This is a genomic window from Psychrosphaera sp. HA2-10 (assembly GCF_055693745.1).
Genome location: NZ_CM146341.1, coordinates 383,140 through 405,180 on the forward strand (window position 1 = coordinate 383,140; position 22,041 = coordinate 405,180).

The following is a 22,041-nucleotide window of genomic DNA, read 5'->3' on the forward strand; positions in this document are numbered from 1 at the left end:
CTGATGGAACATTACTTAAGCTTATTTGTAAAAACTATCTTCATTGAGAACATCGCTTTATCCTTCTTTTTGGGTATGTGTACTTTCTTAGCGGTATCAAAGAAAGTAAGCACAGCGATGGGTCTTGGTGTTGCAGTAGTTGTGGTTTTAGGTATTTCAGTACCTGTTAACCAAATTATTTATCAAGGCATCCTTGCACCTGGTGCATTAGATGGTGTTTTAGGCATTACAGATCCAGCTGAGTCAGTAGACTTAAGCTTCCTAAGCTTTATCACCTTCATTGGTGTTATTGCAGCGTTAGTACAAATTCTAGAAATGATTTTAGATAAGTACTTCCCGCCGTTATATAACGCGTTAGGTATTTTCTTACCATTAATTACAGTTAACTGTGCAATATTTGGTTCTGTATCTTTCATGGTTTCAAAAAACTTAAACTTACCTGAAAGTGTGGTTTACGGTATCGGCTCTGGTATCGGTTGGGCGTTAGCAATTGTATTGTTGGCGGGTATTCGCGAGAAGATGAAATATTCAGACGTACCAGCAGGTCTGCGTGGTCTAGGTATTACATTTATTACTACAGGCTTGATGGCGTTTGGCTTCTTGTCGTTTGGTGGTATCTCTCTGTAAGGTTAATGTCGGTTTGTGGTCTCGGCTGCAAACCCTTAGATAAGAATTAAAGGACAGGTCGATGGAAATAGTTCTCGGCGTATCGATGTTTACCGTTATAGTTCTACTTTTGGTTATGGTAATTTTATTTGCTAAATCAAAACTAGTATCTACCGGCGACGTCAAAATATTAATCAACGATGACGAAGAAAAGTCAGTTGTTGCATCAGCAGGCGGTAAGCTATTAAACGTCCTTGCTGATAAAGGCATATTTATTCCATCAGCGTGTGGTGGTGGTGGTACATGTGGTCAGTGTCGTGTACACGTACATTCAGGTGGTGGCGATATTCTACCTACTGAAGAAGGTCACATTACTAAGCGTGAAGCAAAAGAAGGTTGTCGTTTGTCATGTCAGGTTGCTGTTAAACAAGACATGGAAATTGAATTAGAGCCTGAGATTTTTGGTGTTAAGCAGTGGGAATGTGAAGTTATTTCTAATGATAACAAAGCAACTTTCATTAAAGAGCTTAAATTAGCTATTCCAGACGGTGAAAGCGTGCCTTTCCGTGCGGGTGGTTATATCCAAATTTCTGCTCCTCCACATCATGTTAAGTACTCAGATTTTGATGTACCAGACGAATACCGTCCGGACTGGGAACGCTTTAACTTCTTTAGCATTGAATCAAAAGTAGACGAAGAAACTATTCGTGCCTACTCAATGGCTAACTACCCAGAAGAAGAAGGCATCATTATGCTTAACGTCCGTGTAGCTTCTCCTCCGCCTAATAACCTGTCGTTACCGGCTGGTAAAATGTCTTCATATATTTGGAGCTTAAAAGCGGGTGATAAAGTTACAATTTCTGGTCCATTTGGTGAGTTCTTTGCTAAAGAAACTGAAGCTGAAATGGTATTTGTTGGCGGTGGTGCTGGTATGGCTCCAATGCGCTCGCACATTTTCGACCAATTACGTCGATTAAATTCTAAGCGTAAAATTAGTTTCTGGTATGGCGCACGCTCAAAGCGTGAAATGTTCTATGTTGAAGACTTTGATGAGTTAGCAGCAGAGAATGAAAACTTTGAATGGCATGTTGCGCTGTCTGATCCTCAACCTGAAGATAATTGGGAAGGTTATACGGGCTTCATCCACAACGTACTTTATGAAAACTACTTAAAAGATCATGAAGCGCCAGAAGACTGTGAGTTCTACATGTGTGGTCCTCCAGTGATGAACGCGGCCGTAATCAACTTGCTTAAAGACTTAGGCGTTGAAGACGAAAACATCCTACTTGATGACTTCGGTGGTTAGTAGACGTGACTCGTAAACAAGTCGTATTAACATGGCTGGCCCTTATCGGGCTGGCCATTTTGCTTTTTTTTCCAAAGCAAAATAGTGACCAAGCGCAACCCGTTTTACTGCAAGGTAAAACTATGGGTACAACCTTTAACATCAAGCTTTATCCATCGGCAGAGCAACTTTCGCAGTATAATCTTTATGAGTTGGTAAGCGCTGAGTTAGAGCAAGTGAATACACTTATGTCGACTTATATAAGCGACTCTGAGCTTAGCCTATTTAATCAGGCTAAAGCGGGAGAAACGCGGATATTGTCGCCGGAAACAATTACTGTACTAAATGAATCAAAACGCTTGTTTAACGACAGTGATGGTGCTTTTGATCCAACAGTAGGTCCGCTTGTTAATTTGTGGGGGTTTGGCCCTGATGGACGAGTATTAAAACGACCTAGCGACGCAGAAATTGCCAATGTTCGCGATTGGGTCGGTATGGACTTAATTGAAGTGTCCGGAAATGCTGTTACTAAAAAACACGACAATTTGTATATCGACTTTTCCTCGATAGCCAAAGGCTTTGGTGTTGATCAAGTGGCAAACGCTTTAGAGAGTATTGGTATTTTTAACTATCTTGTAGAGGTAGGTGGCGAAATGCGAATCTCTGGTGCTAAACCTAACGGCGATAAATGGGCAGTGGCCATCGAGAAGCCGGTTAGCGATAGTCGTCAAGTGCAACTTATTATTCGTCCTGAAAACTTAGCAATGGCAACATCAGGCGATTATAGAAATTACTTCGAGCAAGATGGCATACGTTATTCTCATACCATTGATCCAACGTCAGGGAAGCCAATCACTCATAAACTGGTGTCAGTCACTGTGTTACATAAGTCAGCAATGACAGCGGATGCAGCTGCAACTATGCTGAATGTGATGGGACCAGTAAAGGCTATGGAATACGCAGAAGCGAATAATTTGGCTGTTTATTTAATTGTAAAAACAGACGATGACTTTAATGGCATAATGTCGAGCAAATTCGAAACATTATTTCCACAGAAAAAGGGCTAATCATGCAAGTATTCTTATTAACTCTTGGTTTATTACTCATTGTTTTCGTTGCGATGTCGATCGGGTATATTCTGCAAAAGAAAACCTTAGCGGGAAGCTGTGGGGGATTGGGCGCGTTAGGTATAGATAAGGCCTGCAATTGTGATAATCCTTGCGACAGACGAAAAGAGCGATTAGCAAAAGAAGAACGCTGGAAGCAGGATCAAATACTGTAACCATCTGATAGAATCATTAAATACAAAAAGGGCGTTTGCCCTTTTTTTGTGCGTCACACCCTCAGTTACTCAGAAATAAAATCGTAGTGCATTAGAACTTATCTTTATGTTGCTAAAGGTACTGTTTTTATATACAGTTTGTTTGGCTGTGATTCCCTTGTCGAAGGGTGAGGTTAATGAGTAAACAAAAAAAGATAATCCATGTTGATATGGACGCCTTTTATGTATCAGTTGAAATTCGTGACAACCCAGAGTTGCAAGGTAAGGCTGTTGCGGTCGGCGGTCGTTCTGATCGTCGTGGTGTATTGTCTACATGTAACTATATCGCACGTCAGTTCGGTGTTAGTTCTGCTATGCCAACCTCTTTGGCTTTAAAAAAATGTCCAAATTTAATTGTTGTCCCCGGACGCATGGCCGTATATCAAGAAGTTAGCCAAACAATACGACAGGTATTTAAACGTTTTACCGATAAAATTGAACCCCTGTCGTTAGATGAGGCTTATTTAGATGTAACGGATTGTTCACTTCATCGTGGTTCTGCGACGTTAATTGCTGAACAAATTCGCCAAGAAATTTATGACGCTACAGGTTTAACAGCGTCGGCAGGTATAGCACCAATAAAATTTCTAGCGAAAATCGCCTCTGACCAAAACAAACCCAACGGTCAATTCACGATTACGCCATCTGAAGTACTACCCTTTATAAAAACAATGCCTTTAAAAAAGATCCCAGGGGTAGGGAAAGTGACGGCTGAGAAACTCAATCAGCTCGGGCTGAATCTGGGCGTTGATATTCAAAACAGTAACGAGAGTTTTCTTAGCCAACATTTTGGTAAATACGGACATGTGCTTTGGAATCGTTGCCAAGGAATAGATAATCGAGAAGTTGAAGTATCAAGGGTCAGAAAATCTATCGGTGTTGAACGAACCTTTGATCAAGACATTTCAGATATAGAGATCCTATTTAATTTGCTCTCCGTAAAACTACTTCCAGAGCTAACGAAGCGCTGCGAAAACAAAATAGTAAACAGAAAGTTAACTAAGTTAGGTGTGAAAGTTAAGTTTAGTGATTTTCAACAAACCACCAAAGAGCAAAAATACGAAAGAATAGATGAAAGTATTTTGAGACAGTTACTGTCCGAGGCGTTGGAAAGAGGTAACGGTAAGTCGGTTCGATTGCTTGGCGTACACGTTGGCTTGTCGGACCAAGAAGATGAAAAACATCAATTAGACTTAGGTTTTTAATATTAACTTACGTATTATTGCTAACAAGTTGTATTCACAGTTTTGTTTACTAACATTATAAATTTAGAGAGATTTTTATGGCCCACCCAACTCCTTTAGTTATTTCAAATATTAATACTGCTCTTAGTGATGCAAACTGGGACGCATTGATTATTGTAGGTCAAACGTTCGATTCAGGTTTACCAGACGATTTACTCATAGAAATTAATAAACTCGCCGAAGTAGATAAACGCGTAAACAAATCAGAGGTTAGTTTTGTTTCTGATTTAGTTGCACAGCGTCGTGTCATTCTTGCACCTACAGGTCCGTTAAATCGATACTTTGACGATGTTCGTCGCTATTTTGATGCTGCAAAGTCGGCAGCTAAATCTTTATTAGCGATGGGCTCAGTAAAACCATTATTAGTCGTATTGGGTAATGATGACATCAAATACCAAAACGCAACTGCTGTGTCTTATTTGGGATTTTGCCAGGCCTTTTGGCAACCTTTAGAAGCCAGAGAAGCATTAGGCGACAGTATTGAGCCTGTTAGTCTCATGGGCCTTGTTGGCGATAATATAGATGCAGCAGAAGCCGCTGCTATTGCAAGTGGTCAATATGTAGCTCGAGACCTATGCGGAACAGAACCTGAGCGCATGGCCCCGCCGCGCTTTGCTGAATATTGTAGTGACACGTTTAAAAACTCGAAGGTTAGCGTATCCATCATCGACGATATGAAAACGTTAGAGTCTGAGTTCCCTCTATTATGGTCTGTTGCCAGAGCGTCAGTAGAAGTTGAGCGACATCAGCCTCGTGTGATTCGTTTGGAATACATACCTCAAGGCAATATAGAGAAAACCTTGATGCTGGTAGGTAAAGGCATCGTTTATGATACAGGTGGTGCAGACCTTAAGGTTGGTGGTCATATGGCTGGTATGAGCCGTGATAAAGGTGGAGCAGCCGCGGTAGCTGGCTTTATGAAAGCGGTATCAGAAATTGCACCAATAGGAATTAAAGTTGTAGCAGAAATCGCAGCAGTAAGAAATAGCATTGGCGCTGAGGCGTTTGTTGCAGATGAAATCATTACTGGCCATTCAGGTATTCGCGTTCGAATTGGTAATACCGATGCCGAAGGCCGCTTAGTGATGGCAGATTTACTGTCTAAATTACGTGAAGAAGCGTTGGATGAAATTAATCCGACACTGTTTACAGTGGCTACCTTAACAGGTCACGCAGCAAGAGCTGTTGGCCCTTATACGGCGCTAGTTGAAAACGGTGCTGCGAAAGCAGCATCAGTTGGTGCGAATATGGTGGAGCAGGGCGACTTAATTGCAGATCCGTGTGAAGTGTCGCTATCTCGTCGAGAAGATTACGACTTTGTGGCGCCAAGAACCAAAGCGGATGACTTGCTGTCATCAAACAACGGGGCGTCGGCGGTAACAGCTCGAGGGCATCAATTCCCACTGGCATTCCTAGCAATTGTATCTGGCTTAGATAAACACGATATTGACAGCGATACTCCACTACCATACGTGCATGTGGATATTGCCGGTAGTGGCATTGATGGTGGTGATTGGCAACATGGAAAACCCTCAGCCGCGCCAGTATCAACATTAATTAAAACATTTATTGGTTAGCGACATAGCCTATTAAGGAACAGTAATGAAAAAAGCAACTTTTGGTTTATCGGTTTTTACAGCGTTATCAATGACTGCAGCTGTGTCTGCAAACTCAATGGATGAAGTAAAAATTAGTGCTCAACAAGTCTCAAAAAACGTTTATATGTTGGCTGGGGCAGGTGGCAATATTGGTGTATTGCTCGGCAATGACGGTACCTTGATGATTGATGATCAATTTGAGCCGTTAGCGCCAAAGATAGAGCAGGCAATTATTGATATTAAAGAGGCGGTAAATCCAAAAGTTAGTTATGTTGTAAACACTCACTATCATGGTGACCACACTGGCGGTAATGTTTATTTTTCTAAATCAGCAAGCTTGTTAGCGCATGAAAACGTCCGTAAACGACTTGCTCAAAAGGCCGACCAAGGCTTGCCTGTTATTACGTATGAGTCGGGCGTAATGCTGCATGTGAATAATGAAGATGTGAAAGTTATGCATTTACCAGCAGGGCATACAGACGGTGATTCTGTAGTTTACTTCGCAAAAGCGAATGTATGGCATCTAGGAGACTTGTTCTTTCAAAATCGTTTTCCATATATTGACACTGAAGGAGGTGGTTCAGTAAAAGGATATATTCAGAATCTTTCTTCTCTGCTTCTTAAGATTGATGAGTCCGCGCAAATTATTCCGGGCCACGGTAAATTAGCCAATAAAAATGATCTGCAAAACTTACTTAGTATGATTATTGCGACTAAACTAGAAGTTCAAACAAAGCGAGCCCAAGGCAAGTCTCAAGAAGAGATAATTGAAGAAGGTTTAAGCGAAAAGTGGAGTAGCTGGAATTGGTCTTTCATTACGGAAGAAAAATGGATAAAAACTCTATATAATTCAAAGTAATATTTAAAAAGCAACATCGCTTCGGAAGTATTCATGCGTTTACAACATAAAGCGGTTCTATTTACATTACCTTTTATACTCATCCCTACCTTGATATTGGGGTGGCTTTCTCTCAGGTATACCGAGAGTGCGCAACGTCAAATAGAACATGCTAGCTTACAAACCGATGTTAACTATCGAAGCGATACGTTAAACCGTTACTTTGAATCTGAACGAGTAAGTCTCACCACCTTACTCAATTCATTTGAATTCAAAGCTTTGACTGCGGCGTGGTTAAAAGACAAAGATTCAAAGGACTTTGAAAAGCAACTTAAGCAACCCACAGAATTATTATTCAATGCTTATCCTAGTGCATTAGCGATAAGAATTTTTGACAATAGTTTAAATGAAGTAACAACCCTCTGGCGTGATGAAATTAAAATCCCCCTTACAACGGCACATTTATTAAAAACTTATAATGAATGGCACATAATGGGTGGCGACGACACAGAACGGCCGTTGTCCATGATCCAAACGCCATGGTTCGCAAATAGTATTGATAGCCACGCAACTTTAAATTCGATTGGATTTGTTCAACTTATTAGCAGGCCAAATTGGCCGGAAACACTCAGACTTGATAACGACGACGCTAATAGTTTCTCCAATAAGCATCAAATAATGATTACCAATAAAAACGGTGAAATTCTATTTGCTTTTCCCCAGTCAAACCTTGGTAAGGAATTACCGTCACAAATATTTCAAAAGCTTCTGCAAAGTGCTCAAGACCATACAGCTATTCAAGTTGTAAATAACGGCCTTAAAATGAATTATGCAGGAAGAATGGTGGAGAACAGGTTTTTAGTATTATATGGACACCAACAGCAAAGTATATTTGCCGCCGATACCACTTATACCTGGGTCTCAATCTTAACTGTTTTACTAACCATTCTTATTTCGCCAATTATACTTTACGTTAACTTTACTAGACTGATAATTGAACCAATTGCGAAACTTACATCGGCAAAGCGACAGGTAGCACAAGGAAACTTAGATATAAAGCTGGATATGCCACGACAAGACGAAATAGGTGACTTGTTTGCAGCTTTTAATGTAATGGTTCGCCAGCTAATCGTGTACAGAGAAAATGAGAGTGAAAGTCGCTTAAAACTAGAATATAAAGTTCGCGAACGAACGGAAGAATTAGAGTCGACAAATACCGCGTTAGCCAAATCGAATAAAGCCTTAGAAAGTGCCAAGGAACTTTCTGAACAAGCGAATGAATTGAAGAGCGCTTTTGTCGCTAACATAAGTCATGAAATCAGAACGCCATTAACAGCAATATTAGGCTTTACCGAGCAAGTATTATCTACTGAGTTAAACGATAAAAACCAAGTCGATTTGTTAAATAGAGTACTTAAAAGTGGCCGGCATCTACTAGCACTAATAAATGACATTCTAGACTTGTCTAAAATAGAGTCGAATAAACTCGATATTGAAATACAAGAAGTAGAATTATTTGATGTATTGCAAGATGTAAACACCTTATTGCAATCCCACTCAGCCAAAAAACAGTTAGACTTTCACTTCGACTTTAAATTTCCACTTCCATCCAAAATTTGGACAGATGCAACACGTTTAAAACAAATTTTAATTAATCTTGCCAGTAACGCCATTAAATTTACCGACCAAGGTAGTGTCGTTATAGAAGTCTGGTTTGAGGCGTCAACCCAAAAACTTTATATCAAAGTTATTGATACCGGAATCGGTATGTCTGACGAAGTTCAAAAGAGAATTTTTTCACCATTTGTACAAGCTGATGTCAGTATATCGAGAAAATTTGGTGGTACAGGTTTAGGTTTAGTGATCTCTAATAGCCTAGCCAAATTGCTAGGCGGAGAGATTGTGCTTGAGAGTGAAGTAAATAAAGGTAGTACATTTACCGTGAGTATACGTGCTGGCGACGATAAGCATCCCATTGCAAAAAGTTTTATCGAAACTTCAGAGCAACTCCAAGCAATAGCCACAAAATATGAATCTTCATCAAACGTAAAAGAAAAAGCGATTACCGGCCGAGTTTTAGTAGCTGAAGATGTTGAAGATAACCAATATCTGTTTAGTATGATTTTAGATTCCTTAAAATTAGATTATGAAATTGTTGGCAACGGGAAAGAGGCCGTAGAGCGAATATTGGCTGAAGATTTTGATTTGGTGCTAATGGATATGCAAATGCCGATAATGGGCGGCCTAGAGGCAACAAAATTAATTCGCCAAGCGGGAATAGATATCCCTGTTTATGCGCTTACAGCAAATGTAATGAGAGAAGATGTTGCGTTACATCTAAAAGCCGGGTGTGATGGCACAATCGCCAAACCAGTAGATAGAGCTGAGTTAATTACTATTTTAAAAACACATTTAAGCTCTAAAAATGTAAAAGACAGTCCGGTAATTAACGATGAGACAATGGCAGAGTTAACACGATTTTATTTAAATCAACTTGAAGGTCAACTAGACCTAATTAAATCGTTTACTCACGTTACTCAAATTGAGTTACTAAAAAGTGAATGTCATAAGATTAAGGGTTCAGCAGGGAGTTATGGCTTTAACGACTTAACGTTAAAGGCCAGTGAAGTAGAAGACACCTGCAAGCTTCTTGTTTCGCATGCTAACGACGACGGTGTTAGCGATATGCAGTGGCAGACTGTGAAATTGATGGCCGATGAGTTAATAGCAGATATCGAACGAGTCATTTCTCAAAACAAGCCAAGTTAATGCAAGGTAGTTAAATGCTAAAAGATGTTGATATTAATAATCTAAGACATGAGTCGCCTGTGTGGCTCGCACAAGCTAAACATTACTTTAGCGAACACTGCGACCAACGAGAGCAAGATCTTGTAGATTTATTAGTTATTCACAATATAAGTTTACCGCCAGCTATTAGCGAAAAAGACTTTGATAATGACTTTGTTGAAGATTTTTTTACAGGAAAACTAGACTCAAAACTTCACCCATATTTTGAATCGATTGCTAATGTTAGAGTATCAGCACATTTATATATTAAAAGGGATGGCACCTTAATACAGTTTGTTCCACTAAACCTGAGAGCTTGGCATGCTGGTGTAAGCAATTTCAAAGGACGAGAAAAGTGTAACGACTTTTCTATTGGAATTGAACTTCAAGGAACGGACGACTTACCTTTCACACAGGCCCAATACAATAAGTTAGTTGAAGTAACGAGGCAAATACAAGGTATATACCCTAAAATTAAAAAAGATAATATTGTTGGTCATTCAGACGTCGCGCCGGGAAGAAAAACTGATCCTGGACCATGTTTTGATTGGAACTTATATATTAGCCAATTATAGTGATGTTTAATAAGGAATTTAAGGTCGGATTATGACGCTTATCATTTTACTAATAGTGTTACTCGTTGAGCGAGTTTCTTTACAATCAGCGACCTGGCAAGTCACCCGATATTTAACGTGGTATACAAATAAATACAGCAAAAAAATAAAAGCAAACGACCAACTTAGTCTCCTTTTATTTGTAGTATTACCCTCAGTGCTTATTGGCACTTTATTGTTCATTTTTGACAGCAGGCTTATCGACTTTATCGTTAGTTTATTTGTACTTGCGGTATGTATAGGTCACCAACCAATTAGACGATATTACCGACAATATTTGAACGCGACACAACGAGGTGATACCGAAGCTGCATCTATATTACATTTCAAGTTAATGGGTGAGCCACTTGAGGATGACAGAGTTTGTGAAGTTGAAGGCAAAGAAACCCCAGAAGAAAGTATTGGTGAAACATTAATTTGGCTTAACTTACAATATTACGCCGCCCCTATTTTTTATTTTGTCGTGTTGGGTGTTCCTGGAGTTGTTCTGTACAGCACCATATTATTCTTAGCAGATAGTAAATACATCGGCACTTTAGAAGATGAAAATAACCAAGCGACACTAGTAAAGTGGCATGAATGGGTCATGTGGATTCCGGCTCGGCTTGTAAGTCTTGGTTATATGTTTGTGGGCCATTTTGGTAACGGACTAGAGGCATGGTTAAAATATTCAGCAAACTTAGCAAAATCGTCTAAATTTGTAGTTACTAAAGTGGCGCTAGCATCAGAGGGGCTTGTTAATGAAGATAACAACAAGTCGGATAATAAAGAATCTCAGGAAATAGAGCCACAGCGCCTATTAAATAATGCTGAAGTTATGGTTCGATTGGCAAAACGGAACATGGTTCTGTTTCTTGTCGTAGTAGCATTATTAACCCTATATGGTCAGATTGTATAAAATTTTTGATGATCATTTGTTCTGGTCATGCCACTTAGTTAGTGGGTTTACTTTGAAAATTTGAGCTGTTACGATCTAGAAATATTGGTAAGACCAATTTACCAATTTAATTTCAAATAGAATGGAACGGCTCGTGACAAAAGTAGTTACTACAAAAGTATCAGAACAAGTGGCTTCTCAATTAGAAAGACAAATCATTGACGGTACTTTTGCAGCAGGTGAACGATTAGCCTCAGAGCGAGACTTAGCACAGCTATACGGGGTTTCCCGTCCTTCCATTAGAGACGCAATAAAACAACTTGAAGCCAAACGTCTTGTCACCCGAAAACAAGGTGGTGGTACGTTTGTAAGTCAGCAATTAGATGCGCCTTTTGCCGCACCTTTATTTGACCTTTTGGCGAATAACCCAGAATCGCACTATGATTTATTGGAATTTCGTTGCGCTTTAGAGAGTGTTGTTGCGTATTACGCTGCATTGCGTGGCGATAAAGATCAACTACAAAACATTAAAAGTGCGTTCGAAGTTATTAACGAAATTGATGATACTGATCTAGATTCTGTTTCAGATGCTATTGTTATGTTTTACCTAGCAATTGCAGATGCGGCGCAAAACGTTTTGTTGGTTCATTTATTGCGAGGCGTTAAAGATTTACTTCGCCATAATATAAAAGAGAACTTGTTGGTTTTTAAGGATCATAAATTGATCCGCTCACAGTTGAATGAACACAGATTTGAGTTGTTAACGGCAATCTTAGATAAACAGCCGGAAGCAGCGCGTGTTGCCAGCGGGCAGCATTTAGCATTTATAGAACAGTCGCTATTAAAGCTTGATCAAGACCAAAATCGTATCCAAGGATCGGTTCGACGTCTATTAAGCAGTCAGTAAATTAAAATTATTAACTACAGGAACCTGAAATATGTCAGAGAATCCAACTCTAAATCAGGATATAGATCCACAAGAAACTCAAGAATGGCTTGAGTCGTTAGAAGCGGTACTTGAGGTTGACGGTGTTGAGCGTGCTCACCATATCTTAGAGTCATTGATTGATAAAGCTCGTCGTAATGGCGCACACTTACCATTCAAGCCAACTACTGCATATCTAAACACAATACCAGCAGGCCAAGAGCCACAAATGCCAGGTGATCGTACGTTAGAAGCTAGAATTCGTGGTGCAATCCGTTGGAATGCATTAGCAATGGTAGTTCGTGGTTCGAAAAAAGATTTAGAACTTGGTGGACATATTTCATCTTTTGCATCTTCTGCAATGCTTTACGATGTTGGTTTTAATCACTTCTTTAAAGCAGATAAAGACAACTCAGGTGGTGACTTCCTTTATATTCAAGGCCACGTATCACCAGGTATTTATTCTCGCGCATTTTTAGAAGGCCGTTTATCGGAAGAGCAACTTGATAACTTCCGTCAAGAAGCTGATGGCGAAGGTATATCTTCTTATCCACACCCAAAACTGATGCCTGACTTCTGGCAGTTCCCAACAGTTTCAATGGGCTTAGGTCCAATCGCTGCAATTTACCAAGCTCGTTTCCTTAAGTATTTAACAGACCGTGGCATCAAAGACTGCTCTGGTCAGCGCGTATATTGTTTCATGGGTGACGGTGAGTGTGATGAGCCAGAAGCACTAGGTGCGATTGGTTTAGCAGCACGTGAAGGTTTGGATAACTTAACGTTTATCATCAACTGTAACCTACAACGTTTAGACGGTCCGGTTCGTGGTAATGGTAAAATCATTCAAGAGCTTGAAGGCACATTCCGTGGCGCTGGATGGGAAGTGATCAAGGTCATTTGGGGTTCATATTGGGATCCGTTACTGTCTCGTGATAAAGACGGCAAGTTACTCGATATCATGGAACAAACAGTAGATGGCGAATACCAAAACTACAAAGCGAAAGGTGGCAAGTTCACTCGCGATAACTTCTTTGCCAAAACACCGGAAACTGAAGCTATGGTTGCCAATATGTCTGACCAAGATATTTGGCGATTAAACCGAGGCGGTCACGATCCAGTAAAAGTCTATGCCGCCTATGACAGAGCAACTAAAACCAAAGGTCGTCCGCAGGTTATCTTAGCTAAAACGGTTAAAGGTTACGGCATGGGTGACGCTGGTGAAGGTAAAAACATCGCTCACGGCGTTAAAAAAATGGATATCGATGCGTTAAAAGCGTATCGCGATCGTCACCACATAGATATTTCTGATGAAGATTTACCAAACGTGCCTTACGTTAAATTTGAGGAAGGTAGTGAGGAATGGAAATACCTTCATGGTCGTCGTGAATCGTTAGGTGGATACTTACCAGCTCGTCGTCGTAATTCAGACGTCGAAGTTGATACGCCAGATTTAAAAGCGTTTGATGCAATACTAAAAGGCTCTAATGGTCGTGAAATATCAACGACAATGGCATTTGGTCGTATTTTGTCAGCGGTTATTAAAGATAAACAAATTGGTAAACGTATTGTGCCAATTATTCCAGATGAAGCGCGTACGTTTGGTTTAGAAGGTCTATTCCGTCAAGTTGGTATTTATGCACACGAAGGCCAAAAATATACGCCTCAGGATGCTGATCAAGTGGCTTATTATCGTGAAGATAAAAAAGGCCAAGTTTTGCAAGAAGGCATCAACGAACTAGGTGCAATGTCAGATTGGTTGGCGGCAGCAACGTCGTACTCAAATAACAATGAGCCTATGATTCCTTTCTACATCTACTACTCAATGTTTGGTTTCCAACGTGTTGGCGACATGGTTTGGGCAGCTGGTGATTCTCAGGCACGTGGTTTCTTAATCGGTGGTACCGCGGGTCGTACAACGTTAAACGGTGAAGGTTTGCAGCACCAAGATGGGCATACGCACTCTCACTTTGGCACAGTTCCAAACTGTATTACTTATGATCCAACTTACGGTTATGAGCTTGCGGTAATTGTTCAAGATGGCATGAGAAGAATGTACGGTGAGAACGAGAACGTTTTCTATTACATAACGGTTATGAATGAAAACTATGTTCAACCAGCCCTACCAGACGGTGTTGAAGAAGGCATCGTTAAAGGTATTTATAAGTTAGACCGTGTTGAGCCTAAAAAAGCCAAAGCAAACGTTCAGTTATTAGGTTCGGGAACTATTCTTTTACAAGTTCGTGAAGCCGCTAAAATTCTTGCTGAGAAGTTTGACATTAGCTCTGACGTATACAGCGTACCTTCATTTAATGAACTAGGCCGTGATGGATTAGAAGTAGATCGTTTTAATATGCTTAATCCAGAAGCGCCAGCACAGAAAGCCTATATCACTGAAGTACTAGAAGGTAACGAAGGTCCAGTTGTAGCGGCAACGGACTATATCAAGTCTTATGCGGACCAAGTTCGTGCATGGATTCCTTCAGACTATAAAGTACTTGGTACAGACGGCTTTGGTCGTTCAGACAGTCGAGCTAATCTTCGCCGTCATTTTGAAGTTGATCATAACTACATTGCGGTGGCTGCATTAAGCCAACTTGCAAGACGTGGCGAAATTGAAGCTTCTGTTGTGACTAAAGCGATTGAAGAATTTGGCATTGATGCCGACAAACTTAGCCCACTTTACGCATAAGCGCCTGAGGAGATTTATTAGATGGCTGAATTAAAAGACATTTTAGTCCCAGATGTGGGTGGCGATGAAGTTGAAATCATTGAGTTATGCGTAGCAGTTGGCGATACCGTTGAAGCGGAAGATGCCATTGTTACGGTAGAAAGTGATAAAGCGTCAATGGATATACCAGCACCATTTGCTGGCAAAATTGCCGAAATTAAAGTTGCTATTGGTGATAAAGTTTCAGAAGGCACTTTACTGGTTAAACTGGAAGAAGCTGGAGCAACAAGTTCAGCATCTTCTGAAGCGAAATCAGAAACTAAAGAAGAGCCTAAAGCTGAGGCTGCACCTGCATCAGAGAGCAAAGCAGAAGCTAAAACAGAATCATCAGGCTCTGCAGAACAAACAATTGAAGTTGAAGTGCCAGATATTGGCACTGATGACGAAGTTGACGTAATCGATGTTTTAGTTGCTGAGGGCGATACAGTAAGCAAAGAAGACGGCTTAATTACGCTAGAAACTGACAAAGCGACCATGGACGTACCGTCACCGGAAAACGGTAAAGTAGTATCACTTAAAGTAGAAGTCGGCGATAAAGTAGGTCAGGGTAAGGTTATTCTAACTTTGGCTATCGCTGGTGGTTCTTCAAGCAGTGCAAGCGATACTCAAGATGAATCAGCACAAGAGACTTCAAGTGCGTCATCTAAAGACAGCGATTCTAGTGAGAGTGCTTCATCTGCTGGTACGTCAGAAGTTAAAAATGTTGAAGTGCCAGACATTGGCACTGACGGCGAAGTAGATGTTATTGATGTTTTAGTTGCAGTTGGTGACACCGTCGAAGCTGAGCAAGGCTTAATAACACTAGAAACCGACAAAGCAACGATGGATGTTCCTGCACCTTTTGCGGGTGTAGTGAAGTCATTAGAAATCGAAAATGGCGGAAAAGTATCTATGGGTACTTTGATAGCAACGATTGAAGTTGTTGGTGCCGAAAATTCAGGTGGCGCGTCGTCGGCAAGTAATACAGAATCAAAAAGTGACTCAAAACCTGCCGTAAAAACAGAGTCACAACAAGTAAATACAAAACCTGCGCCAAAAGCGCCACCTGTAGCACAAGATCACCCATCTCTATCAGGTGGCAAAAAATCAGGCAACTTACACGCAACGCCTTCAGTGCGTCGTTTAGCGAGTGAGTTTGGTGTTGATTTATCTAAAGTTACCGGTACAGGTAGAAAAGGCCGTATTTTAGCAGAAGATATTAAGTCGTTTGTGAAGTATGAACTTTCTCGTCCAAAAGCGACGGCAGCATCAAGTGTAGCTGCTGGAGAAGGTGGCTTACAGGTACTTGCGGCACCTAAAATTGATTTCTCTAAGTTTGGTGAAATTGAAACGAAGGCGTTAACACGAATTCAGAAAATTTCAGGTCCAAACTTACATCGAAATTGGGTGACGATTCCACATGTTACGCAATTCGATGAGGCGGACATCACGTCGCTAGAGGCGTTCCGTAAAGAACAGAATGCGATGTTAGCGAAACAAAAATCGGATCTGAAAATAACGCCATTGGTTTTCATAATGAAAGCAGTTGCGTCAGGACTATTAACGTATCCACAGTTTAACTCTTCGTTGAGCCCGGATGGTGAAAGCATTGTACTTAAAAAATACGTGCACATTGGTGTTGCGGTTGATACGCCAAATGGTTTAGTGGTTCCAGTTGTTCGAGACGTTGACAAAAAAGGCGTAAATGAAATTTCTCGTGAGTTGATGGAAATTTCAGGCAAAGCCCGTCAAGGCAAGCTAACAGCAAAAGACATGCAAGGCGGATGTTTTACAATATCAAGTCTTGGTGGCATTGGTGGTACAGCATTTACACCTATCGTCAATGCACCAGAGGTTGGCATTTTGGGTGTTTCTAAGTCTGAAATGAAACCAAAATGGAATGGTTCGGAATTTGAGCCTAAACTAATGTTACCGTTGTCGTTATCATATGATCACAGAGTTATAGATGGCGCGTTAGCGGCTAGGTTTGCCGTTCATGTGTCGAGTGTTTTGTCTGATATACGAAAATTAGTATTATAATCTGCAAGAAAGTCCTGTTCTAACAGGACTTTCTATTTTTGCAGTGATAAACTTTAGCAACAATTTTTTTGATAATGCGCACTGCATTATCAGTTTTAATCCTAAAAGATGAAATGATTTGTCTTTTACTCTTGAATAGATAGAGGTTAGTAATGAGCAACGATATCAAAACCCAGGTAGTGGTTCTTGGTGCTGGCCCTGGTGGCTACTCTGCTGCATTCCGCGCAGCTGATTTAGGTTTAGATGTAACTTTAGTTGAAGCACGCGAAACACTTGGTGGTGTGTGCTTGAACGTTGGTTGTATTCCTTCTAAAGCGTTATTACATGTTGCAAAAGTAATTGATGATGCAAAAGATATGGCATCGCACGGTGTTACATTTGGCGCACCAGAAATTGATTTAGACAAAATTCGCGACTGGAAAGACAGCGTAGTATCACAATTAACTAAAGGCTTAGACGGTATGTCTAAAATGCGTAAAGTTAAAGTGGTAAACGGTTACGGCAAATTCACAGGTAGCAACACTATTGCCGTTGAAGGTAAAGACGGTGTAACAAACATCAATTTCGACAACGCAATCATTGCAGCGGGCTCAGAGCCAGTTAACCTGCCATTTATTCCAGAAGACGATCGTGTTATCGATTCAACTGGCGCACTAGAAATGAAAGATATTCCTGGTGAGATGCTAGTACTTGGTGGCGGCATCATCGGTTTAGAGATGGGTACTGTATACAGTGCGTTAGGCTCTAACGTATCGGTTGTAGAATTCTTGGACCAACTAGTTCCAGCAGCGGACAAAGATATCGTTCAAGCCTACACTAAATACAACAAAGATCGCTTTAACATCATGCTTTCTACAAAAGTAGTTGCAGTTGAAGCAAAAGACGATGGTTTGTATGTAACGTTTGAAGGTAAAAAAGCACCTGCTGAGCCTGTTCGTTATGACAAAATTTTAGTTGCGGTAGGCCGTAAGCCAAACGGTAACCTTTGTGATGCTGATAAAGCTGGCGTAAATGTAGATGAGCGCGGTTTCATTAATGTAGACAAGCAACTACGTACAAACGTAAATAACATCTTTGCAATTGGTGACGTAATTGGTCAACCAATGCTTGCTCACAAAGCTGTGCATGAAGGTCATGTAGCTGCTGAAGTTATCTCGGGCAAAAAACACTTCTTTGAACCTCAAGGTATTCCTTCAGTAGCCTATACAGATCCAGAAATGGCTTGGGTTGGTATCACTGAAAAAGAAGCAAAAGAGCAAGGCTTAAATGTTGAAGCGGCCAAGTTCCCTTGGGCAGCATCAGGTCGTGCGATTGCATCTGCTCGTACAGAAGGTTTCACTAAACTAATTTTTGATAAAGACACACACCGCATTTTAGGTGGCGCGATTGTTGGTATCAACGCTGGTGAAATGCTTGGTGAAATCGGCTTAGCAATTGAAATGGGCGCAGACGCAGAAGATATCGCATTAACTGTTCATGCTCACCCTACGCTAAACGAGTCTATCGGACTTGCGGCAGAGATTTACGAAGGTTCTATTACTGATCTTCCTAATCCAAAAGCGAAAAAGAAATAGCAGTTACTAAATAGTTAAAAAACTATTATTAAACCTTAAAAGAGCGGCCATTGGTCGCTCTTTTTGCATTTTAGTCGTGCTAAAATAGCGATATCCGAAAGTGCTAATGGCATACATATCAGCACAGACATTTTAATATTTACATAATTTCATCCCTATTATTGGGCATTTAACAGGCATCATGGCACATATCAATTCAGTTCGTAGGTTAAGAGAACACGAATTACAGTTCTCAAAAAAAGAATTTAAAGCGCGTGGTGCTGCATTAAAGCGATGCACCGAATGTATGCTGGAACAACGGGAATGTATTTGTGGTTCAGTAAGTCCGGTTGATACTGAACTAGGAGTTTGTATGCTTATGTATCACGCCGAGTACTACAAACCGTCTAATACCGGACAGTTAATCTGTGAGGTGGTTCCAGATAACTTTGCATATCGCTGGCAGCGTACAGAAGTTCAGGACGAATTGTTATCGTTATTAAATTCGGAGACCTGGTTTCCTATAATTGTTTTCGTGCATGATGCCACCGAGCCCTCACGACAAATTCACAACATACCAGCTAAAAGCGAAATTGATGGTAAACGCCCACTGCTGATATTTTTAGACGGCACTTGGCGACAAGCCAAAAAAATGTTCATTAAATCACCTTATTTAGATAACTTTCCCGTTTTGCAACTATCTGGTTTTAACAAAGGCGCTTATCAGCTACGAGAGTCGTACCATGAACATCATCTAAGTACTGTCGAGGTCGCCTTTGAATTGTTTAAGCAAAATGGTGAGTTAGAATTAGGTGATACATTAGAGCAGTTATTTGATAACTTCCGTACTGCCTATCAAGTACATAAGCGTTAAAAAAACATGGTGAAAAAATGAAATTATTTATGGTCTACTTAGGCGGTTCGGCCGGCAAATCAAATATCGAAGTGCATGATATCCGTTTTGTGCTTGGTGACACTATTGAAGATACAATCCCTGAACTTATCGAACAGTGGTATGGCGATAGAAAAGGGTTACATATCGACTGCTACATGGAAATTAAACATGTCGATGGGTATCAGGTAGAAATTAAGACAGTCCCAAGTTCATCACCTCTAGATTTGTATTTTGTTAACCTTGGCGGTTATCAACCAGATAAGTTTACCGAATTACATGAGTTTGGTTTGTTTGTTGCTGCTTCGGGTGATGATGCGAAACAACAAGCAAAAGCATCATTGATGACATACGGTAGTATCCCGCATAAAGATAATTTAATGAATGTTGATGATTGTTTTCCAGTCAACTTGTTAGACGATCGCTTTTATATACATTTAACTGAAAAGCCGGGTGGTCAAACTTTAAAACCGGACTGGTTTGGTTATCGAGTAATTTCCTAAATTAGTAATCTAATTGACTGAAAGCACTCATTTTGTATGTACTGATTACACACGTTGACTTTAAATCTCCTTTCATTACTCTAGTGCTAATTATAAAAAAGTAATATGGATTGGGGATGAATCAAATGAAAAAACTAACTACGGTTGCCGTTGGCGTCGCGTTAGCCTTGGGGGCGCTGTCATTAACAGCTTGTTCACCAAAAACAGAGCAGACTTCACAAGAAGTAAAAGTTGAAGAACAAGCAGAAAAGCAACTTACTTCCGGTATTTCATTAGAAAATATGGATACTAACGCTGCTCCACAGGAAGATTTTTATGTTTACACTAATGGTACTTGGTTAAAAAATCAGGTTATCCCCGCAGATAAGTCAAATTATGGTTCATTTACAAAACTGTATGACGATGCACAAAAAAACTTAAAATTAATCATCGAACAAGCTTCTGCAGATCAGAGCGCCGCGGTTGGTAGTGAACAACAAAAACTTGGAGACTTCTATAATTCCTTTATGGATGAAGAGGCCGTTAATGCAAAAGGTGTTACGCCACTCAAGCCGATGTTTGATTCAATCGACAATATAAAAACTCACGACGACGTTGCTGAAATGTTTGGTGCCTTATATCGTAAAGGTGTGAGTGGTCCTTTAGGTGGTTATGTTTACAACGACGCGAAACAATCAGACCAATACATTTTTTATGTAGGACAATCAGGTTTAGGCCTGCCGGACCGAGATTATTATTTTAAAGAAGATGATAAAAGCAAAGCAAATCGTGAAGCCTATGTAGCCTATATGGCGGACATGTTTGATATGGCAGGTGTTCCAGATGCAAAAGACGCAGCTGCGCGCGTTATGGACTTGGAAACAAAGCTTGCCGATAAAATGTGGACACGAGTAGAGAGCAGAGATGCCAATAAACGTTACAACAAATACTCTACCGAAGAGTTTGTTGAGTATATGGGTGGCTTTGCATGGGAAAAGTACTCATCGGCTATGGGATTATCAACTACCGAGCTGGTGGCTAGTCAAAATACATACATGAAAGCATTAGGTGAGATGTTTACAGACATTGATGTTGAGACATGGAAAGAGTACATGAAGCTTCGTACTTTATCAGAATTCGCATCGCAATTATCTACCAACTTTGCCGACCGTAATTTTGCTTTCTATGGCACAACTCTCCGCGGTATTGAAGAGCAACAACCTCGTTGGAAACAAGCTGTATCAGGCGCAAACTCTATTCTTGGTGAGATGTTAGGTAAGTTGTACGTTGAAAAACACTTTAAACCAGAAGCAAAAGAGCGAATGGAGCAACTAGTTCAAAACGTAATAAAAGGTTTTGAAGTCGGTATTAAAGAACTAGAGTGGATGACGGAAGAAACGAAGATCGCAGCGCTAGAAAAGCTGTCTAAGTTTACTCCAAAAATTGGTTACCCAGATAAATGGACTGACTATACCGCGCTAGAAATTAAGCCAGATGACTTGGTTGGTAACTATATTCGTGCAAGCGAATTTGAAATTCAGAAAAACTTAGACAAGTTAGGTGGACCAATTGACAATACTGAGTGGGGCATGACGCCACAAACAGTTAACGCTTATTACAGCCCAGTTAAAAACGAAATTGTTTTTCCAGCCGCAATTTTACAGCCTCCTTTCTTTAATTTAGATGCTGAAGATGCAGTAAATTATGGTGGTATTGGTGCTGTTATTGGGCATGAAATTGGTCATGGTTTTGATGATCAAGGCGCGAAGTACGATGGTGATGGAAATCTTAGAAACTGGTGGACTAAAGCTGACGAGGAAAACTTCCAAGAGCGTGGTAAAAAGTTCTCTGAGCAATTCAGTAGTTTTCAGGCTTTAGAAGGCGAATTCGTAAATGGCGACTTAACGCTGGGTGAAAATATTGGTGATTTAGGTGGTTTAACAATCGCATTTAAAGCTTACAAAATGTCACTAAACGGCAAGCCATCTCCAGTGCTTGACGGCTTTACGGGTGAACAACGTGTATTCTTAGGTTGGGGACAAGTATGGCGTCGCCTATACCGTGACGAAGAGCTTCGCACTCGTCTGGTAACTGATCCACACTCACCAAGTCGCTATCGTGTAAATGGTATTGTGCAGAATATGCCTGAGTTTTATGAGGCGTTTGATGTTAAGCCAGGAAACGCACATTATTTACCAGAAGAAAAACGCGTAAAAATTTGGTAATAATCTAAATTTTATCGGACATGAAATAGGCTTAAGCTTATTCTTTG

General features: G+C 40.5%; 17 protein-coding genes. All 17 read left to right on the forward strand.

All coding sequences use genetic code 11. The features are described 5' to 3' along the window. The first annotated feature begins 3 nt into the window (after positions 1-3). The 17 genes from nqrE (at position 4) to ACZ1GV_RS02000 (ending at position 21,994) form a co-directional block, all read left to right on the forward strand. Positions 4-627 (forward strand): NADH:ubiquinone reductase (Na(+)-transporting) subunit E, encoded by a 624-nt coding sequence (gene nqrE / locus ACZ1GV_RS01920; RefSeq protein ID WP_210560241.1) that lies wholly within the window; start codon positions 4-6, stop codon positions 625-627. Positions 628-688: 61 nt separating this feature from the next. Continuing rightward, the gene (gene nqrF, locus ACZ1GV_RS01925; RefSeq protein ID WP_472675007.1) at positions 689-1,912 is read left to right on the forward strand and encodes an NADH:ubiquinone reductase (Na(+)-transporting) subunit F; all 1,224 of its coding nucleotides are present in this window, start codon (positions 689-691) and stop codon (positions 1,910-1,912) included. Positions 1,913-1,917: 5 nt separating this feature from the next. After that, positions 1,918-2,958 (forward strand): FAD:protein FMN transferase, encoded by a 1,041-nt coding sequence (locus ACZ1GV_RS01930; RefSeq protein WP_472675008.1) that lies wholly within the window; start codon positions 1,918-1,920, stop codon positions 2,956-2,958. A gap of 2 nt (positions 2,959-2,960) precedes the next feature. Then, a complete protein-coding gene (nqrM, locus tag ACZ1GV_RS01935) occupies positions 2,961-3,173 on the forward strand; it encodes a (Na+)-NQR maturation NqrM (protein WP_210560239.1) in 213 nt (70 codons plus the stop codon). A 176-nt stretch (positions 3,174-3,349) separates the two neighbouring features. Continuing rightward, on the forward strand, positions 3,350-4,417 hold the full coding sequence (gene dinB, locus ACZ1GV_RS01940) for a DNA polymerase IV (protein WP_472675009.1): 1,068 nt from the start codon (positions 3,350-3,352) through the stop codon (positions 4,415-4,417). A gap of 77 nt (positions 4,418-4,494) precedes the next feature. After that, positions 4,495-6,033, forward strand: coding sequence for a M17 family metallopeptidase (locus ACZ1GV_RS01945; RefSeq protein ID WP_472675010.1), 1,539 nt, complete (start codon positions 4,495-4,497; stop codon positions 6,031-6,033). Positions 6,034-6,058: 25 nt separating this feature from the next. Then, positions 6,059-6,913 carry an MBL fold metallo-hydrolase gene (locus ACZ1GV_RS01950; RefSeq protein WP_472675011.1) on the forward strand — a complete coding sequence of 285 codons (855 nt, stop codon included), beginning with the start codon at positions 6,059-6,061 and terminating at the stop codon, positions 6,911-6,913. A gap of 33 nt (positions 6,914-6,946) precedes the next feature. Continuing rightward, positions 6,947-9,661, forward strand: coding sequence for an ATP-binding protein (locus ACZ1GV_RS01955; RefSeq protein ID WP_472675012.1), 2,715 nt, complete (start codon positions 6,947-6,949; stop codon positions 9,659-9,661). Positions 9,662-9,675: 14 nt separating this feature from the next. Further along, on the forward strand, positions 9,676-10,254 hold the full coding sequence (gene ampD, locus ACZ1GV_RS01960) for a 1,6-anhydro-N-acetylmuramyl-L-alanine amidase AmpD (protein WP_472675013.1): 579 nt from the start codon (positions 9,676-9,678) through the stop codon (positions 10,252-10,254). Positions 10,255-10,285: 31 nt separating this feature from the next. Continuing rightward, positions 10,286-11,191, forward strand: coding sequence for a regulatory signaling modulator protein AmpE (gene ampE / locus ACZ1GV_RS01965; protein WP_472675014.1), 906 nt, complete (start codon positions 10,286-10,288; stop codon positions 11,189-11,191). Between the two features lie 133 nt (positions 11,192-11,324). Then, positions 11,325-12,077, forward strand: coding sequence for a GntR family transcriptional regulator (locus ACZ1GV_RS01970; protein WP_472675015.1), 753 nt, complete (start codon positions 11,325-11,327; stop codon positions 12,075-12,077). A gap of 31 nt (positions 12,078-12,108) precedes the next feature. Continuing rightward, a complete protein-coding gene (aceE, locus tag ACZ1GV_RS01975) occupies positions 12,109-14,784 on the forward strand; it encodes a pyruvate dehydrogenase (acetyl-transferring), homodimeric type (protein ID WP_472675016.1) in 2,676 nt (891 codons plus the stop codon). A gap of 21 nt (positions 14,785-14,805) precedes the next feature. Further along, a complete protein-coding gene (gene aceF / locus ACZ1GV_RS01980; protein WP_472675017.1) occupies positions 14,806-16,842 on the forward strand; it encodes a pyruvate dehydrogenase complex dihydrolipoyllysine-residue acetyltransferase in 2,037 nt (678 codons plus the stop codon). Positions 16,843-16,994: 152 nt separating this feature from the next. Then, a complete protein-coding gene (gene lpdA / locus ACZ1GV_RS01985) occupies positions 16,995-18,416 on the forward strand; it encodes a dihydrolipoyl dehydrogenase (RefSeq protein WP_472675018.1) in 1,422 nt (473 codons plus the stop codon). Positions 18,417-18,597: 181 nt separating this feature from the next. Then, positions 18,598-19,269 carry a tRNA-uridine aminocarboxypropyltransferase gene (locus ACZ1GV_RS01990; RefSeq protein ID WP_472675019.1) on the forward strand — a complete coding sequence of 224 codons (672 nt, stop codon included), beginning with the start codon at positions 18,598-18,600 and terminating at the stop codon, positions 19,267-19,269. A 17-nt stretch (positions 19,270-19,286) separates the two neighbouring features. Beyond that, positions 19,287-19,790, forward strand: coding sequence for a DUF1543 domain-containing protein (locus tag ACZ1GV_RS01995; RefSeq protein ID WP_472675020.1), 504 nt, complete (start codon positions 19,287-19,289; stop codon positions 19,788-19,790). A gap of 125 nt (positions 19,791-19,915) precedes the next feature. Continuing rightward, positions 19,916-21,994, forward strand: a complete 2,079-nt coding sequence (locus tag ACZ1GV_RS02000; protein WP_472675021.1) for a M13 family metallopeptidase — start codon at positions 19,916-19,918, stop codon at positions 21,992-21,994. The last annotated feature ends 47 nt before the right edge of the window (positions 21,995-22,041 follow it).

Bases quoted from the DNA above. Each gene is read 5' to 3' on its own strand.
- nqrE (WP_210560241.1), top strand. From the start codon at position 4: ATGGAACATTACTTAAGCTTATTTGTAAAAACTATCTTCATTGAGAAC.
- nqrF (WP_472675007.1), top strand. From the start codon at position 689: ATGGAAATAGTTCTCGGCGTATCGATGTTTACCGTTATAGTTCTACTT.
- nqrM (WP_210560239.1), top strand. From the start codon at position 2,961: ATGCAAGTATTCTTATTAACTCTTGGTTTATTACTCATTGTTTTCGTT.
- dinB (WP_472675009.1), top strand. From the start codon at position 3,350: ATGAGTAAACAAAAAAAGATAATCCATGTTGATATGGACGCCTTTTAT.
- ACZ1GV_RS01945 (WP_472675010.1), top strand. From the start codon at position 4,495: ATGGCCCACCCAACTCCTTTAGTTATTTCAAATATTAATACTGCTCTT.
- ACZ1GV_RS01950 (WP_472675011.1), top strand. From the start codon at position 6,059: ATGAAAAAAGCAACTTTTGGTTTATCGGTTTTTACAGCGTTATCAATG.
- ACZ1GV_RS01955 (WP_472675012.1), top strand. From the start codon at position 6,947: ATGCGTTTACAACATAAAGCGGTTCTATTTACATTACCTTTTATACTC.
- ampD (WP_472675013.1), top strand. From the start codon at position 9,676: ATGCTAAAAGATGTTGATATTAATAATCTAAGACATGAGTCGCCTGTG.
- ampE (WP_472675014.1), top strand. From the start codon at position 10,286: ATGACGCTTATCATTTTACTAATAGTGTTACTCGTTGAGCGAGTTTCT.
- aceE (WP_472675016.1), top strand. From the start codon at position 12,109: ATGTCAGAGAATCCAACTCTAAATCAGGATATAGATCCACAAGAAACT.
- aceF (WP_472675017.1), top strand. From the start codon at position 14,806: ATGGCTGAATTAAAAGACATTTTAGTCCCAGATGTGGGTGGCGATGAA.
- lpdA (WP_472675018.1), top strand. From the start codon at position 16,995: ATGAGCAACGATATCAAAACCCAGGTAGTGGTTCTTGGTGCTGGCCCT.
- ACZ1GV_RS01990 (WP_472675019.1), top strand. From the start codon at position 18,598: ATGGCACATATCAATTCAGTTCGTAGGTTAAGAGAACACGAATTACAG.
- ACZ1GV_RS01995 (WP_472675020.1), top strand. From the start codon at position 19,287: ATGAAATTATTTATGGTCTACTTAGGCGGTTCGGCCGGCAAATCAAAT.
- ACZ1GV_RS02000 (WP_472675021.1), top strand. From the start codon at position 19,916: ATGAAAAAACTAACTACGGTTGCCGTTGGCGTCGCGTTAGCCTTGGGG.